Raw genomic sequence first — 14309 nt, 5'->3', positions numbered from 1 at the left:
GAAACCTTCCTCAACAATAACGGAGAAAAATCTTGAACTCACTCAATACCAACCAGGTCATTAGAATCAGCAAAACCTCGATTCTGCTATTTATCAGCTTTTTCGGGCTATTGACGACTTACAACAATTTCGCCGACTACTCCACAAACTACGAATATCTCGGCCATATACTGAGCATGGACACGACCCTGAACCAACTCAAGCACAGTAATAGAGCCATCACATCGCCCCTGCTTCATCATCGGATCTTTTGGCTGATCATTACACTTGAAATCATGTTTACACTCTTCTGCACAATAGGAACCTACCATCTTTATAAAAACATAAACACCAGCAAGGAAGCGTTCCACGAAGCAAAGAAATTTGCAGTTATCGGGTTACTGATTGCTATTTTTATATATTACGTTTGTTTTCAGGCCATCGGTATCGAATGGTTCAATATGGACGAATCAGAAAATTGGAACTACAGGGACTGGGGTCGGCAAGCCGTTGACTTCATACTGTTATCCCTGATCTATATTGCCTTGCCGATCGAGAGCGGAGAGCCGCCGATCTCGCCCGCCTCTGCTGAATCACGCTAACTTGCCAGTTCCCTGCGTCAACGGCACTTTGGGTTTGCGAAACACCAGTACGTTCCCCGACATCACCAACACCAGCCCCAACAGCGCCGGCATTGTCCATTGATAGCCCTCGGCAAACGCCGACACATTGAGCGCCACCACCGGAAACAGCACTGTGCAGTACGCCGCCCGCTCAGGCCCCATGCGGCCGACCAGTGTGAGATAGGCGGTGAAACCGATCACCGACCCGGGAATCACCAGGTACAACAGTGAGCCGATGTAACGCGCGCTCATTTCAATGTCGAAGGGAATGCCTTTGACCAGACACCACACCGAGAGCATCGCCGCCCCGTAGGCCATGCCCCAGGCATTGGTGGTCAGCGGCTTGAGACCGGCCTTCTGTTGCAGGCTTGAGAGCATGTTGCCCGCCGAGAAACACAAGGTGCCGCACAAGGCCAGGCCAAGGCCGAGCAAGGTTTCCGGACTGGCGGTGTGCCCGGCCAGTTCCGGCCAGAACAGCAGTCCCAACCCAAGCAGGCCCAGCGCACCGCCCATCAGCACGTTGCGGGCGATTCTCTGGCCGAAGAACACTCGCGCGTTGAGGGCATTCCACAGGGTGGCGGTGGAAAACACGACGGCCACCAGACCGCTGGGGATCCACTGGCTCGCGGTGAGGAAGCACATGAAGTTGACGCAGAACAGGCACAGGCCCTGAGCCAGGCAAATCAAGTGCCCGCGACGGTTCATCACTTGCAGGCGCCGACTGAGCAACAGGATCACGAACAACACCAGCGCGGCGAGGCCGAAGCGATAGACGATCGACACGGGAATCGCCACCACGCCCAGTTGCCATTTCAAGGCAATCCAGGTGGTGCCCCAGATCAGCACGGTCAGCAGGTACAAAGAAAGGTTCATGGCAAAGGCTCCTCGATAGGCGCCCAGTGTCCGGCGTCACGCCTTGGGGCACTTGCATAAACTTGCGCTTTTGTCTGGCGACGGGCTGGCAGGCGCACGTCTACGGAGTAGGATGCAGGGCGTTGGATGCAAGTGTTAGAGAACAACGATCATGGCCGCACTGGATACCCTACAGGTCTTTCAAGCCCTCAACCGCTCGCCGAATGCTCGTCTGGAGCACAGCGCCGAGCTGGGTGACGGCTTGTCTGCAGCCTTGTGGAGCAATCACCACGACGCCCAGGAATACGAAGCGCCCAGCCACCACACGTTGTCCTGTTACATAGCCGGCGGCACCGGCACCTTCCGTCGCGATCAGCCCGGCAACAAGGGCGGCCCGGACAAACTGTGCATCCTGCCGGCCGACCACCAGTCAGGCTGGGTGATCAACGGCGACATCCGCTTGGCACACCTGTATTTCAGCCCCGAACAATTTGCCCTCGGCTGCGTCACCCTGCTTGATCGCGAGCCACGGGAAATGCAGCTGCGCGAGCAGACCTTTCTCGATGACCCGCAGCAGGCGCTGCGCTTTCGGCAGTTGATCCGCTTGAACTGGGACGAGCCGGGCGAACGCCTTCTGACCAGCAGCCTGGCCCACGAACTGCTCAGCCATGCCCTGCTCAGCCAGGTCAACGCCCGGCAAGGCCTGCGCCTTAAAGGTGGATTGGCCGCGCATCAGCGCCGGCATCTGGTGGAGTACATCAACAGCCATCTGGACGAGGCCATCAGCCTCGGTCAGTTGGCGGCTTTGTGCGCGTTGTCGGAGTACCACTTCGCGCGGATGTTCCGCGAGAGCTTCGGCTTGCCGCCCCACCAGTACCTGTTGGCGCGGCGCCTGAACCGGGCGCGGGAATTGCTGCGCACGACCTCGCAACCACTGGGGGAGATTGCGCTGGCTTGTGGCTTCTCCAGTGCCAGCCACTTCACCAACCGCTTTCGCCAGGCATTGGGCGCAACGCCCGGCGAGTATCGACAGGCGTTTTTGCGCTAGAGCATTGCAATCCCTCTGGCTGCGATCTTTCAACCCACCACAGATCCCCTGTAGGAGCTGCCGCAGGCTGCGATCTTCCAACCCACCACAGATCCCCTTGTAGGAGCTGCCGCAGGCTGCGATCTTTACCTGCCACAGCAAGATCAAAAGATCGCAGCCTTCGGCAGCTCCTACATTAGAACTCCAGCTGCGATCTTTTAACCCACCACAGATCTCCTGTAGGAGCTGCCGCAGGCTGCGATCTTTTAACCCGCCACAGCAAGATCAAAAGATCGCAGCCTTCGGCAGCTCCTACATTAAAACTCCAGGGTGCTGGACAGTGTCACCTGCCGCGAATCCCCCATGGAAACAAAGAACCGGCTCGCCGCCGAGGTGTAGTAGGTGCGGTCAAACAGGTTCTTCACGTTGAGCTGCAACTTGACCTTCTGCCCGTCGACCTGGGTGTCGTAGGTGGCGAACGCATCGGCCACGGTGTAGCTCGGCAAGTCGAAATCGTTCACCGCGTTGCCCGCGCGCTCCCCCACAAAACGCGCCCCGGCGCCGACCCGCAGCTGATCACCGCCAATGACGCTGCCGAAGTCATAGACCGCTGACAACGAGCCGCTGTTCTTCGCCACGTTTTGCAGTTGATTACCCTTGTAAACCGGGTCTTCGGTGACTTCGGCATCGGTGTAGGCGTAGCTGCCGATCATGCTCCAGCGATCGGTGAGCTGACCGCTCAAGTCCACCTCAAGGCCACGGGAACGCACTTCGCCAGCGGCGCTGTAGATCGTGGTCGGGCCTTCGGCGTTGGCCACCAGCACATTGCGTTTCTTGATGTCGAACAGTGCGATGTTGCCGGTGACGCGGCCCGGCAGATCAAGCTTGGCCCCCAACTCCCAGGACTTGGCTTCTTCCGGCGCGATGCCGCCGTCAAGCACGGTACTGCTGCCGCTCAACGGCGCGATGGTCGAGTTGGGTTTGAACGACTCGGTGTAGCTGCCGTAGAACGACAAGGCATCGGTGTACTTGTACACAAGGCCCGCGCGCGGCACCCATTTCTGCCCGTTGCCGTCGGTGTTGGCGTGGAAGGGCACGCCTTTGCCGGCATATTGGTCGTACGCCTGGAAACGCGCGCCGGCCACCAGAATCCATTGCTCATTGAGGTGGATGGAATCCTGCAGGAAGGCCGAATCGCTGCGCAGTTCATCGGTCTGCGCGCTGTCGGCCGGGCTGACAGTGGTGCCCGGCACTTCCTGGCCATAGATCGGGTTCACGTAGCTGAACTGGGTGCGGCTTTTCTGGCGGATCAGGTCTTCGCGATAGATCTTGCGGTATTCGTCGTCGATGCCGAACAGCAGGTCGTGCTGCATACCCAGCACATTCACGTTGCCTTCTAGGCTGACGGTGGTGAATCGGTCGGTGCTGATCGCGTTTTGAGTACCGTCCATGCTGCGGGTCAGGGTGCCCTTTTTAGTGTCGATGGCGGTCACGCGCACCTGGCTGGCGTCGTAGGTTTCGCGGTTCCAGCTGTAGCCGAAATGGGCTTTCCAGTTGTCGTTGAGTTCGTGATCGGCCTCGAAGTGATAGAGGTCCGAACGCCCCTCCATGTTGTTGAACGGCTCGTCGAGACGCTCGTTGCGCGAGATGTCCAGCGGGTGGTTGGTCCGTGGGTCGATCAGCGTGCCACGGTCGAACGGTGTGAGGAATTCGCGATGCTCATAGGCGAACAGCAGCTTGGTGCTTTCGCCGTACCACGCCAGCGACGGCGCAATCAGGCTTTCGCGATGCACGCCAAAGTTGCGCCAGTAATCTTCGTCTTCGTAGTCCAGCACCATGCGGTAGGCCAGCCCGGAATCGCCGAGGGCACCAGTGCTGTCGAGAGTGCCGCCGCTGCCGTTCTTGCCGTCGCCATAGCTCGAACCGCGCGCGGTCAGCGCGTTGTACTGCTCAAGTTCGGGCTTCTTGCTGACCATGTTGACCACGCCGCCCGGATCCTGGATGCCGTAGAGCAACGAAGCCGGGCCCTTGAGCACTTCGACCCGGTCCACGCTGGCGTTGAGGCCGCGGCCCTGCACGATCGGCATGCCGTCGCGCATGATCGAGCCGTTACGGTTGTCGCCAAAACCGCGAACCATCACCGAGTCCTGGGTGCTGCCCAGGGTATTGGCCTGGGTGATACCGCTGACATTGGCCAGGGCGTCATCGAGATTGCGCGGCGCCTGATCGCGGATCACCTGGGCCGGGACAACATTGATGGTCTGCGGGATGTCCTGAATCGGAGCCGAAGAGCGCATCACTGAAGAGGTCGGCGGCGGCTGGTAGCTCATGGACTCATCCATCACCGAGGTGATGGTGGTCGCGCCCAGGTTCAACGCACCTTCAGTTGGCCGCGGTTCCAGCGCCATGGTATGGCCGTCGGTGCGGCGGAACGTCAATCCCGAGCCGGTGAGCAGACGTTGCAAGGCCTGTTCGGCGCTCATCTGGCCATTGACCGCCGGCGCATTGAGGCCGTACGGCGCTTCATCGGTATAGACGACGCTGATGCCGGTTACCCGGCTGAAATCACTCAGGGCCTGGGGCAGCGGTTTGGCGGTCAGCGAGAAACTGAACTGCGCACGCGGCTGGCTACTGCCCGTCTCTGCGGCCAGCGCCAGGCCAAGCGGCCACAACGCCGATGCCGAAAAACTCAATGCAGACACACCCAACCATTGTTTGACCGAACCCGATTTTGCCCTGGACTTCATGACTCATGACCTGTGTAGAACCGCAACGGATGCGAATGACTCGCAGTTTCAGTCACTACACGGATGGCGCTGGGGTTTACCTCACAACGATTTGAAAATATTTTTTTTCAGGGTGATGCGGTGTTTGAACTGGCCTCTTCGCGAGCAGGCTCGCTCCCACGGGTGAATGCATTCCAAATGTGGGAGCGAGCCTGCTTGCGAAATGGTCAGCAGCTTCAGCGCAAAATAATCAGATGCCCCAACACCTGATGCTGCTCAAACCCCAACACCCCCTGCAAAGAACTCAACACCGCCTGCGGGTTCCTGCTCGGGAAGCTGCCACTGACCCGGCGTGCCGCCAGTTCACTATTGAGTATTACGATACGTCCCGGGTAATAGCGCCCCAGATCCCGCACCACATCGGCCAGCGTCGATTTGTAGTAATTGAGCCAGCCCTGGCGCCAGGCCAACTGCGCCTCGCTGTCCACTGCGTGGAGCATTTGTGCCGAGCCTTCGCCGTAGGCGACTTGCTGGCCGGCGGTGAGGATTTGCTGTTCGGCGTCCTGATCCGCCAGCACCCCGACTCGCCCGGACAGCACCGTGACCTGTGCACCGTGGGGCTGCAAACGGACTTCGAACTGCGTGCCCAGGACTCGCGCCTGGCCTTTCTCGGCGTCCACCACAAACGGCTCACCGGTGTGTGTAACGCTGAAAAACCCGGCGCCGCGACGCAGTTGCACATGCCGCTCGCCGCGACTGAAATCCACGGCGATGGCACTGTCGGCATCCAGCGTCACCTGCGACTGATCGGCCAGAGTGACGGTGCGGATTTCCCCCGGTGCCGAGACGAAGTCCGCGCCCAGGTCATCGATCCAGCGCGAGGGCTGCCAGCCTGTACCGAGACTGACCATCAACAACAGACACGCCGCCATCGCCAGCGCACCGGACCAGCGCCCGACCGTGCGGCGTCGAGACTTGTCCATGGCGTTGAGATAGCTGTGCAAGGCCAGGGCATCTTCATCGGCGAGCGTGCGCGCCGGTCCTTCGCTCAGCTCCCACAAGACCTGCGCCCGGGCATAGGCCTCGGCATGGGCGGGATCGGCCTGCAACCAATGACTGAACGTCGCCTGATCAGCACTGCTGGGCTGGTCATGCAACAGACTCAGCCAGGCCAGCGCTGCCTGTTCCTGAGCGGGCGTCGGGGTGACGCGTTCGAAGTGGTTCACGGTGCTTTCCCTGGCGTACGCGGTTCGGGTTCCCGAAGGCTGGCCTTGCAGGCTTCGAGGGCGCGCATCATATGTTTTTCCACGGCACTTTGGGACAAGCCCATGGCCTTGGCGATCTCGGCGTATTTACGGCCGTGAATGCGATTGAGCAGAAAGATTTGCCGCGTGCGCTGCGGTAATGCGCGCAATGCGGCTTCGACGTGAAGCAGATCGTTGCCCGCCTCCAGCGCCGCTTGCGGTCCGCTGCCATGGCTGTCCGGCGCTTCCACCAGCATGCCTTCACTGGCCCGGACCCGCGTACCTTCACTGCGCAAATGATCGATGGCGATATTGCCGGCGCAGCGCAACAGATAGGTACTGAGTTCCTCGACTTGCACCAGCGGCCGCCGCCAGAACCGCAGGAACAAGTCCTGAACCAGGTCCGCCGCCGTCGCCCTGCAACCGACACGCCGACTCACCAGCGCTTCCATTTGCGAACGCTGGGAGAGAAACACCTGGAGAAAATGTGCACGGTCGCCGCGCTGTTGATCACGCTCGATATCGTGGGGGTCGGGTGGGAGAGTCATCATCGTTCATGTTTCGACCTGAAAACCGGGGAGGCCACGACAGCGTCAGGGGACCGGCAAGGCCGCAATATTAATGATAAATATTCTCATATGCAAAAAGATCGGGTGCTGCCCTCCATCTCGCGCATTGGCTCATCGCAAACCTGGCTGTCCGACAACCCATGCCAATGACCCTGGCTCCAAAAGCCACCTAAACAAAAACGGGCCTGCAATGCAGGCCCGTTCTCATGGGAAGGTAAAAAGTGAATCAGGTGTCAGCCGTTAAGCGCCGCCTGTTCGTTTTCCAGAAACTCTTCTTCCAGCAGCTGGTCGGCATGGGCGCCACTCTCGATGGGCACCACATTCGCTCGTTTGCCGCGTAATTTGCCGAACATATGCTCCAGCGCATGTTCAAGTTTGGTGGCTGCTCCGTCGATCGCCTGCTCCATGGTGGAGGCTTTATGGGTGACGGAAACCGGTTGATGGCCTTTTGGCCGCGCCTCCAGCTGGCAGCGCATGTCGTGGGGACCCGGCTTGTCGCCGTTCTCATCCCGCAGGTGAACCTCGACGCGTGTCAGGTCCTCTTCGTAGCGTTCGAGCGTGCTCTCAATGGTCGTACGTACCCACTCCTCCAGTCGTTTACTGCCTTGAATATGGTTATCGCTATTGACTTGGATTTGCATAGTTCATCCCTTATTTCAGCTAGCTCGCGAGAGGCCGGTCAGCTAAGCCCTTGGGCGTCATCACCGTGACCTCTTGGTTACACAATCGGTCTGTACGCTGAACAATTCAACCCCCTAAAAAAGATAAATTTTCAATCGCAAAAAAAGCCGGACAACCGGTAAAAGCGCTGGTAAGGTCGGGAGTTGGGTCGCCCTGCTCTTACGTAACAATTGCTCACATTTGCTGCTCCCCCAACGGGTGCAGGCTGCGAAAAACCCCCGCTTCCTCCACCAACCAATCGTGCACCGCGCGCACACCCGGATGGCTCAAAGCCCCTGGTGCGTAAAGCAGCATGTAGCGCTTGTGGTTCGGCACCGCCAGACCAAACGGCACGATCAACGCTCCACGCTCCAGCTCATAATTGAGCAAGGTTCGTCGGGCAATTGCCACGCCCATCCCGGCAATGGCCGCTTCGATGGTCAGGTGATTGCGATTGAAGGTATGCCCGCGTCGCACATCTGCCCCTTCGAAGCCGATGGCGTTGAGGTAAAACTCCCATTCCGCATATTCGTAGCTGCCGCGCCAGGCGGTGATGTCGTGCAACAACGGAAAGTGCATCAGGTCTGCCGGACCGTGCAGCGGCGGACGCCCACGCAACAGGCTCGGCGCACACACCGGAAAAATCTGTTCATCGAGCAAGGCTGTGGATAACAGGCCCGGGTAGCTGCCGTCGTTCAGGTCGATCGCCAGATCGAAGTCGCCCTCATGCAACGGCACGCTGCTGTCCTCGGCCACCAGGCGCAACTGGATGTCCGGAAAGCGCTGCTGCAAGCGCGGCAGGCGCGGCGTCAGCCATTTGCTCAGGAACGACGGAATCGAACGCACCCGCAGAATCCCGCTGATCATGCCCGCATCCAGTCGGCGCAATTCCGCGTCGATGCTGCCAAAGGCCTCGTTGACGGTAATGGCCAGGCGCTGGCCCTCGGCGCTCAGCTCCACGCCACGGGCGCGGCGGTGAAACAGGCGAAAGCCCAGGCGCTCTTCCAGCTGGCGGATCTGCTGGCTGACCGCCCCTGGTGTGATGTGCAGTTCTTCGGCGCAACGGGTGAACGACAGGTGCCGCGCGGCACAGGCAAACACGTTCAGCCAGACATAGGTCTGGGCATGTAATTGACGGCTCATCGTTTAGTCCTGCTAAAGGATGTCTTAGGAAATTTCGTTGGTCACGTAGGACCTTGGCGGGCAGTATCGCCGACATAGCGCTTGTCCTACAAAAATGGCGGCGATTCCCCTTCCATTGCTTGTACAGGCTTTAGCATGGCTATCAGTGTTTTCGATCTCTTCAAAGTTGGCATCGGACCGTCCAGTTCCCATACCGTCGGTCCGATGCGCGCCGCCGCGACCTTCGCTCAACAACTGCTCGAACAGGGTTTTCTGACGGACGTGCGACGCGTGGAGATTCGCCTTTACGGCTCTCTGTCGGCGACCGGCGTCGGTCACGCGACGGACCGCGCCTGCGTCATGGGCTTGATGGGAGAATGGCCCGACAGCATCGACCCCACCACCATCGACAGTCGCATTCACACCCTGCGCGAAACCGGCAAATTGCGTCTGGCAGGCGTTGCGGACATTGCCTTCGACTGGCAACGCGATCTCCTGCTGCTTGACGAGAGCCTGCCCTACCATCCCAATGCCATGTCCCTGACGGCTTTCAGTGAAACCGGCGAGTTGTTCGAGCAAACCTATTACTCGGTGGGCGGCGGCTTCATCATCGAAGCGGCCGAAGCCGAGTCCGGGATCGCACCGGCCGGCGATGTGGTGCTGCCTTACGATTTCTCCAGCGCTGCCGAATTGCTTAGGCTGTGCAACGAGCACGGGATGCGGGTCAGTGAACTGATGATGGCCAACGAACGGGCATGGCGTGGGGATGCCGAGATTCGCCAGGGCCTGTTGCATATCTGGTCGGTGATGCGCGAATGCGTCGAGCAGGGCTTGCGTCACGAAGGCATCCTGCCCGGCGGCCTGAATGTTCCACGCCGAGCGGCGAAACTGCATCGCAGCCTGCAGGAAATCGGCAAGCCGAATGTCATCACCTCCACCTTGTCAGCGATGGAATGGGTCAACCTGTACGCCCTGGCCGTGAACGAAGAAAATGCGGCAGGCGGGCGCATGGTCACGGCCCCGACCAACGGCGCAGCGGGCATCATCCCGGCGGTGCTGCACTACTACATGAAATTCAATGCCGATGCGTCTGACGACGACGTGGTCGCGTTCTTCCTGGGTGCAGCCGCTGTTGGCATCCTGTGCAAGAAAAACGCATCGATCTCGGGGGCCGAAGTCGGCTGCCAGGGCGAAGTCGGCTCTGCCTGCGCCATGGCCGCCGCAGGCCTGGCAGAGGTGCTGGGGGCCAGCCCGGAACAGTTGGAAAACGCCGCTGAAATCGGCCTGGAACACAATCTCGGCCTCACTTGCGACCCGGTGGGCGGACTGGTGCAAGTGCCGTGCATCGAACGCAACGCAATCGCCGCCGTGAAAGCCATCAACGCCACGCAAATGGCCCTGCGCGGTGATGGCAAGCACTTCATTTCCTTGGACCGGGTGATCCGCACCATGCGCGATACCGGAGCCGACATGCACGACAAATACAAAGAGACGTCACGGGGCGGTCTGGCGGTGAACTGGGTGGAGTGCTGACCGTTTTGGTTGCACGCCCGCCGTTATTGCCCTGAAACGTGCAGAAAACGCGGCCCCCTGTAGGAGCGAGCTTGCTCGCGAAAAACCCTCAGGCGCCGCAAGCCATCTGGTTTGACGCGTTATCGTTGACGACCATCGCGAGCAGGCTCGCTCCTACAGAACGTGTTTTTTGTCCGACGATTTTTCCGGCATGGGCCTTGCTACTTCCCTGCTGGAACAATGATGGCGAGATGGCCGGTGGTCTGGCGTTGCGAACCAACCTGATCACGGCCGGTCAACAACTGCACGTTCAATCAGGCGGTGACGCATCATGGACAACCCTTTCCAGCTCATTACCGATGCCTTTGCAGCGGATTACCAGATCAACCTGAGCATTCAGGGCCTGGACGGCAGCATCATGCTGACCCTTTCCAACAGTGGCCGCGTAGTGGCCAAACGCATGATCAGCGCCGAACAACGCAATGACCCCCAACGCCTCAAGCGCCTGGTTCAAAGCATTCAATTCGGCATTGCCATCGAACAGGGCCACAGCGCCGTGGCCATCCTCGAAGCCATGACCACTGGCAGCGGACCGGCCTTGCCGCCCCCTCCCCTCAAAGGGCGGCTGCGCCCCACGCTCGGGCTCTAGATTTCGCCTTTCTCGACCTCTGGATGTTCACTGGAACCCGCGCCGGTCTTGCGTTGCGGGTTTTCGATCTTCACCGAGGGAAATTGCGACGAAGCGTAACGCACCACCAGAATCGCAAATGCCAATAGCAAGATCCCGCCGCACAGGTAAATGATCCCCAGGTCCGGCGGGTTGTGGTGCGAAACGTTGGAAATCAGCAGCCGCGTCAGCGCGGTGATCGCCACGTAGATCAGGAAGCGCACGGGCATGTGGTTGGTCTTGAAGTAAATCCCGACCATCGCCCCCAACTCCAGGTAGATGAACAGCAGCAGGATGTCATCGATCTTGATGTGCCCCTCTTCGATCATCCCGAGAAACTCCATCACCGCTGCCCACGCGGTCACCGCACCGATGGCGAACAGCGCCAGGTAATGAAAGGTCTCGACGAACAGATTGCCCAGGGACTCGGCCAGTTCATGCACGCTCTGCCGCAGTTTTTCGGCCCAGTTGATTTTCACGATGATGCTTCCTTAGGTCGGCTCGACCGGATGATGCGGGTTGGACGTGACGGTTTTTCTGCATGCAGAAAAAAGGCCAGCCCATGATGGCGAGCTGCTCTGGATTGCGCGCCGTGGCGTTTGGTCGCACCTGTGCAGCGTCTCGCCTGACAAATGTCGAAACCGGTCTACATTAAAAAGCCACTACCCAAACGACAGGGTTTCGCTTATCCTTTTAGCTGTATATAGATACAGTAGTCGAAACTGACAACCAATGTGAAGGCATGTGAGGTGGTGAATGGCCGTCGAAGTGGTATACCGCAGCAGCCGAGATCTGGAGCGCTTGTTCATGGATAAAGCCGAAGCTGACCGTCATGACAAAATGCTCGAACTGGCCGAATTGCTGGCTGAAGTGTTGCAAAAAGCCGTTCCGTCCCTGACCGAGCAGCAAGTGGAAGAAGCCGGGATCTACATGGCGAAGAATCGCGATGTGTTCGCCAAGGCGTTCAAGAGCCAGCCGGACGCCCTGTCCGAACTGCTTGCGGCACCTGTTGAAGTCGCCGCGCCGGTTGCAGTGGCCGCTCCTGTGGAAGAGGCAAACGCTGAGCCGGTTGCCCCCGCCAAGCCAGCCAAGGCTGCGAAAACAGCAAAATAGGCGACAACCGAATTGAATAGGCCCTGAGTCCGATGGAGTCAGGGCCTTTTTCATGTCCGAAGATCAAAAGATCGCAGCCTTCGGCAGCTCTACAGGTGCTCGTCGATCCCTGTAGGAGCTGCCGAAGGCTGCGATCTTTTGCTCTTATTATCGATACAGCACCTTTTCCGCCAACTCGTCCGCCACCCGTGCCGGCGAACGTTTTTCCGCCTGGGCGTGGGCAAACACCTCGGTCAGGCGCGAGCTGATTTTCGACAGGTGTGCGGTGATGGTCGACAGTTCTTCACCACGGTGCTTGAGCGATACATAGATCAGCCCGCCAGCGTTGATCACGTAATCCGGTGCGTACAGGATGCCGCGACGTTCCAGTTGGTCGGCGACATCCAGATGCGTCAGCTGATTGTTAGCCGAACCGGCCACTGCCGAGCAGCGCAATTGCGTCACGCTGTGGCTGTTCAGCACCCCGCCCAACCCGCATGGCGCAAGAATATCGCAAGGCGTGCTGAGCAGTGCGTCGTTGGCAATGGGGTGAGCCCCGAGTTGTTCCATCGCCAGTTGTACCTTGCCGTGATCGATATCGCTGACCAGTAGTTCGGCCCCGGCGGCGTGCAACTGTTCTGCCAGGGCATAACCGACGTTGCCCAGGCCTTGAATGGCGACGCGCAGGCCTTCGAGGTTATCGCTGCCCAGTCTCGCCATCGCAGTGGCGCGAATGCCGGTGAATACGCCCATCGCCGCGTGCGGCGCCGGGTCACCTGCCGAGGTGGTGCTGGTGACGTGTTGGGTCTGTTGGGCGATGCAATCCATGTCCGCCACTGAGGTGCCGCTGTCGATGGCCGTGATGTAGCGCCCGTCCAGCTGATTGATACAGCGTCCGAAGGCTTCGAACAGCGCGGCGCGGTTGGCCACATGAACGGGGCGAATGATCACCGCCACGCCGCCGCCCTGGGCCAGGCCGGCCAATGCCGCCTTGTAACTCATGCCTTGGGCCAGGCGCACCGCATCCTCGACCGCAGACTCGTCGCTGGGATAGGCAAGATAACGACAACCACCCAGGGCAGGCCCCAGTCGGCTGTTATGAATGGCAATGACCGCCTTCAACCCGGTGACCGGGTCAACGCTCAGATGCAGCGATTCAAGGCGAGTGCTTTGCATGAGAGCGAACATCGTAGGGCTCCCGAATCACTTCTTGTAGACGCCAGTATAGGCTTGCGCCCGAAAATTGCAGAAGCGCACCGGAATAAGCGCGGCCGCGATGCAGGTTTTCGGAAATAACCGGAATTCGCGCTTGTACAGCACTGGACGAATGCCGGAGAGGGGACTAAAACGAGGCATTGCCCGGAGATTTTGATGACCCCGCGCCAATCGTTCTTCGCCTGCCTGCAACGTTCACCGCCCGCGCTGTTCGAGGCGGCGCTATGGATTGCGGTCGAGCATGACGGTGAAGTGAACCCCCAAGCGGTACTGGCCGATTTCCAGGAATTGCAGCAACGGGTCAGCGGTGGCTTGCCGATGCTGCCGGTCAGTGAACTGGCCCAACCGCTATTGCGGCGCATGAACGACCTGGGCTTTGCCCAGGACGATTTCACACCCTTGCGCCCGCAAGTGGCATTGCTCGACAAAGTACTGGAACGCCGACGAGGGCAACCCTTGACGCTGGGGTTGATTGCGCTGGAGTTGGCCAGGGGCCTGGAGATCCCCATGGTCGGGGTCAACTTTCCCGGGCATTTCCTGCTGCGGGTGCCGGGCGCCGATCATTTGCTCGACCCCTGCGGCGGCCGTCGCCTTTATCCGAACGATTGCCGAGAGTTGTTGCACCGCCAGTATGGCCCGAACATGAAGCTCAGCGCCGACCATCTGGTCACCGCCGAGCCGGTGCAGATGCTGCAACGGCTGTCGCGCAACCTGCGCCAGTTGTACCTCTCCCACGACGACTTCATCAATGCCCTGATCGACGCCGGGCGCGTCCTGGAACTGGGCAATGCCAGTACCGCCGACTATCTGGCCCGGGCCAGCCTGTACCAACGGCTGGACTGCCCGAACGCCGAGCGTTTTGACCTGGAGCATGCCCTGCTGCTCAGCGATGATCCCATCCAGCGGATTCGCCTCACGGAACGGCTGGGGCACCTACCGCCGAACGCCATCGTTCATTGATCAAAAATCATTGTGGGAACGAGCCTGCTCGCGAAGAGGGAGTGTCAGTCAAATCAATATG

The 14309-nt window shown here is 59.7% G+C and carries 13 protein-coding genes and 1 pseudogene; 6 read left to right on the top strand and 8 right to left on the bottom strand.

The genetic code is table 11. The annotated features are described in order from the left end of the window. Positions 1 to 32: 32 nt before the first annotated feature. Complete coding sequence (locus CD175_RS26145) at positions 33 to 581, top strand: DUF2165 domain-containing protein (protein ID WP_104450993.1); 549 nt, start codon at positions 33 to 35, stop codon at positions 579 to 581. Here the strand turns inward: CD175_RS26145 and CD175_RS26140 are convergent. Continuing rightward, positions 573 to 1475, bottom strand: coding sequence for a DMT family transporter (locus tag CD175_RS26140; RefSeq protein WP_104450992.1), 903 nt, complete (start codon positions 1473 to 1475; stop codon positions 573 to 575). The genes CD175_RS26145 and CD175_RS26140 overlap by 9 nt on opposite strands. 151 nt (positions 1476 to 1626) lie before the next feature. Between CD175_RS26140 and CD175_RS26135 the strand changes: the two genes are divergently transcribed. Then, complete coding sequence (locus CD175_RS26135) at positions 1627 to 2502, top strand: helix-turn-helix domain-containing protein (protein ID WP_104450991.1); 876 nt, start codon at positions 1627 to 1629, stop codon at positions 2500 to 2502. 296 nt (positions 2503 to 2798) lie between these two features. Here CD175_RS26135 and CD175_RS26125 read toward each other — a convergent pair whose 3' ends face one another. The 5 genes from CD175_RS26125 to CD175_RS26105 form a co-directional block, all read right to left on the bottom strand. Then, complete coding sequence (locus CD175_RS26125) at positions 2799 to 5228, bottom strand: TonB-dependent siderophore receptor (RefSeq protein WP_104450990.1); 2430 nt, start codon at positions 5226 to 5228, stop codon at positions 2799 to 2801. 215 nt (positions 5229 to 5443) lie between these two features. Then, positions 5444 to 6433 (bottom strand): FecR family protein, encoded by a 990-nt coding sequence (locus CD175_RS26120; RefSeq protein WP_104450989.1) that lies wholly within the window; start codon positions 6431 to 6433, stop codon positions 5444 to 5446. Next, positions 6430 to 7002: an RNA polymerase sigma factor gene (locus CD175_RS26115; RefSeq protein ID WP_104450988.1), complete on the bottom strand. Its 573-nt coding sequence runs from the start codon at positions 7000 to 7002 to the stop codon at positions 6430 to 6432. Before CD175_RS26115 ends, CD175_RS26120 begins: the two co-directional genes overlap by 4 nt. 251 nt (positions 7003 to 7253) lie before the next feature. Then, positions 7254 to 7661: an HPF/RaiA family ribosome-associated protein gene (locus CD175_RS26110; RefSeq protein ID WP_007970346.1), complete on the bottom strand. Its 408-nt coding sequence runs from the start codon at positions 7659 to 7661 to the stop codon at positions 7254 to 7256. Between the two features lie 214 nt (positions 7662 to 7875). Further along, positions 7876 to 8823 carry a LysR substrate-binding domain-containing protein gene (locus CD175_RS26105; protein ID WP_104450987.1) on the bottom strand — a complete coding sequence of 316 codons (948 nt, stop codon included), beginning with the start codon at positions 8821 to 8823 and terminating at the stop codon, positions 7876 to 7878. A 135-nt stretch (positions 8824 to 8958) separates the two neighbouring features. Between CD175_RS26105 and CD175_RS26100 the strand changes: the two genes are divergently transcribed. Both CD175_RS26100 and CD175_RS26095 read left to right on the top strand, forming a co-directional pair. Next, positions 8959 to 10335, top strand: coding sequence for an L-serine ammonia-lyase (locus tag CD175_RS26100; RefSeq protein ID WP_104450986.1), 1377 nt, complete (start codon positions 8959 to 8961; stop codon positions 10333 to 10335). 310 nt (positions 10336 to 10645) lie between these two features. Then, positions 10646 to 10963: a DUF3509 domain-containing protein gene (locus CD175_RS26095; RefSeq protein ID WP_104450985.1), complete on the top strand. Its 318-nt coding sequence runs from the start codon at positions 10646 to 10648 to the stop codon at positions 10961 to 10963. Here CD175_RS26095 and CD175_RS26090 read toward each other — a convergent pair. Next, complete coding sequence (locus tag CD175_RS26090; protein WP_007970338.1) at positions 10960 to 11460, bottom strand: phosphate-starvation-inducible protein PsiE; 501 nt, start codon at positions 11458 to 11460, stop codon at positions 10960 to 10962. The genes CD175_RS26095 and CD175_RS26090 overlap by 4 nt on opposite strands. Positions 11461 to 11737: 277 nt before the next feature. Here CD175_RS26090 and CD175_RS26085 point away from each other — a divergent pair. Further along, positions 11738 to 11977, top strand: a pseudogene (locus CD175_RS26085) (YebG family protein); the annotation flags it as partial. Between the two features lie 264 nt (positions 11978 to 12241). On the opposite strand, the gene CD175_RS26080 reads toward CD175_RS26085, so the two are convergent. Further along, positions 12242 to 13261 carry a Glu/Leu/Phe/Val dehydrogenase family protein gene (locus CD175_RS26080; protein WP_007970336.1) on the bottom strand — a complete coding sequence of 340 codons (1020 nt, stop codon included), beginning with the start codon at positions 13259 to 13261 and terminating at the stop codon, positions 12242 to 12244. A 183-nt stretch (positions 13262 to 13444) separates the two neighbouring features. On the opposite strand from CD175_RS26080, the gene CD175_RS26075 reads away from it, so the two are divergent. After that, positions 13445 to 14248 carry a SirB1 family protein gene (locus CD175_RS26075; RefSeq protein ID WP_104450983.1) on the top strand — a complete coding sequence of 268 codons (804 nt, stop codon included), beginning with the start codon at positions 13445 to 13447 and terminating at the stop codon, positions 14246 to 14248. Positions 14249 to 14309 lie beyond the last annotated feature (61 nt).

Origin of the sequence: Pseudomonas laurylsulfatiphila (genome assembly GCF_002934665.1) — a bacterium.
GTDB lineage: Bacteria > Pseudomonadota > Gammaproteobacteria > Pseudomonadales > Pseudomonadaceae > Aquipseudomonas > Aquipseudomonas laurylsulfatiphila.
The sequence above is the reverse complement of the archived record's forward strand: the minus strand, read 5'-3'. Positions and strand labels throughout refer to the sequence as shown.

Excerpts from the sequence above, each read along its gene's own strand:
- CD175_RS26140 (WP_104450992.1), bottom strand. The coding sequence starts at position 1,475 with ATGAACCTTTCTTTGTACCTGCTGACCGTGCTGATCTGGGGCACCACC.
- CD175_RS26135 (WP_104450991.1), top strand. The coding sequence starts at position 1,627 with ATGGCCGCACTGGATACCCTACAGGTCTTTCAAGCCCTCAACCGCTCG.
- CD175_RS26125 (WP_104450990.1), bottom strand. The coding sequence starts at position 5,228 with ATGAAGTCCAGGGCAAAATCGGGTTCGGTCAAACAATGGTTGGGTGTG.
- CD175_RS26115 (WP_104450988.1), bottom strand. The coding sequence starts at position 7,002 with ATGATGACTCTCCCACCCGACCCCCACGATATCGAGCGTGATCAACAG.
- CD175_RS26110 (WP_007970346.1), bottom strand. The coding sequence starts at position 7,661 with ATGCAAATCCAAGTCAATAGCGATAACCATATTCAAGGCAGTAAACGA.
- CD175_RS26105 (WP_104450987.1), bottom strand. The coding sequence starts at position 8,823 with ATGAGCCGTCAATTACATGCCCAGACCTATGTCTGGCTGAACGTGTTT.
- CD175_RS26100 (WP_104450986.1), top strand. The coding sequence starts at position 8,959 with ATGGCTATCAGTGTTTTCGATCTCTTCAAAGTTGGCATCGGACCGTCC.
- CD175_RS26095 (WP_104450985.1), top strand. The coding sequence starts at position 10,646 with ATGGACAACCCTTTCCAGCTCATTACCGATGCCTTTGCAGCGGATTAC.
- CD175_RS26080 (WP_007970336.1), bottom strand. The coding sequence starts at position 13,261 with ATGTTCGCTCTCATGCAAAGCACTCGCCTTGAATCGCTGCATCTGAGC.
- CD175_RS26075 (WP_104450983.1), top strand. The coding sequence starts at position 13,445 with ATGACCCCGCGCCAATCGTTCTTCGCCTGCCTGCAACGTTCACCGCCC.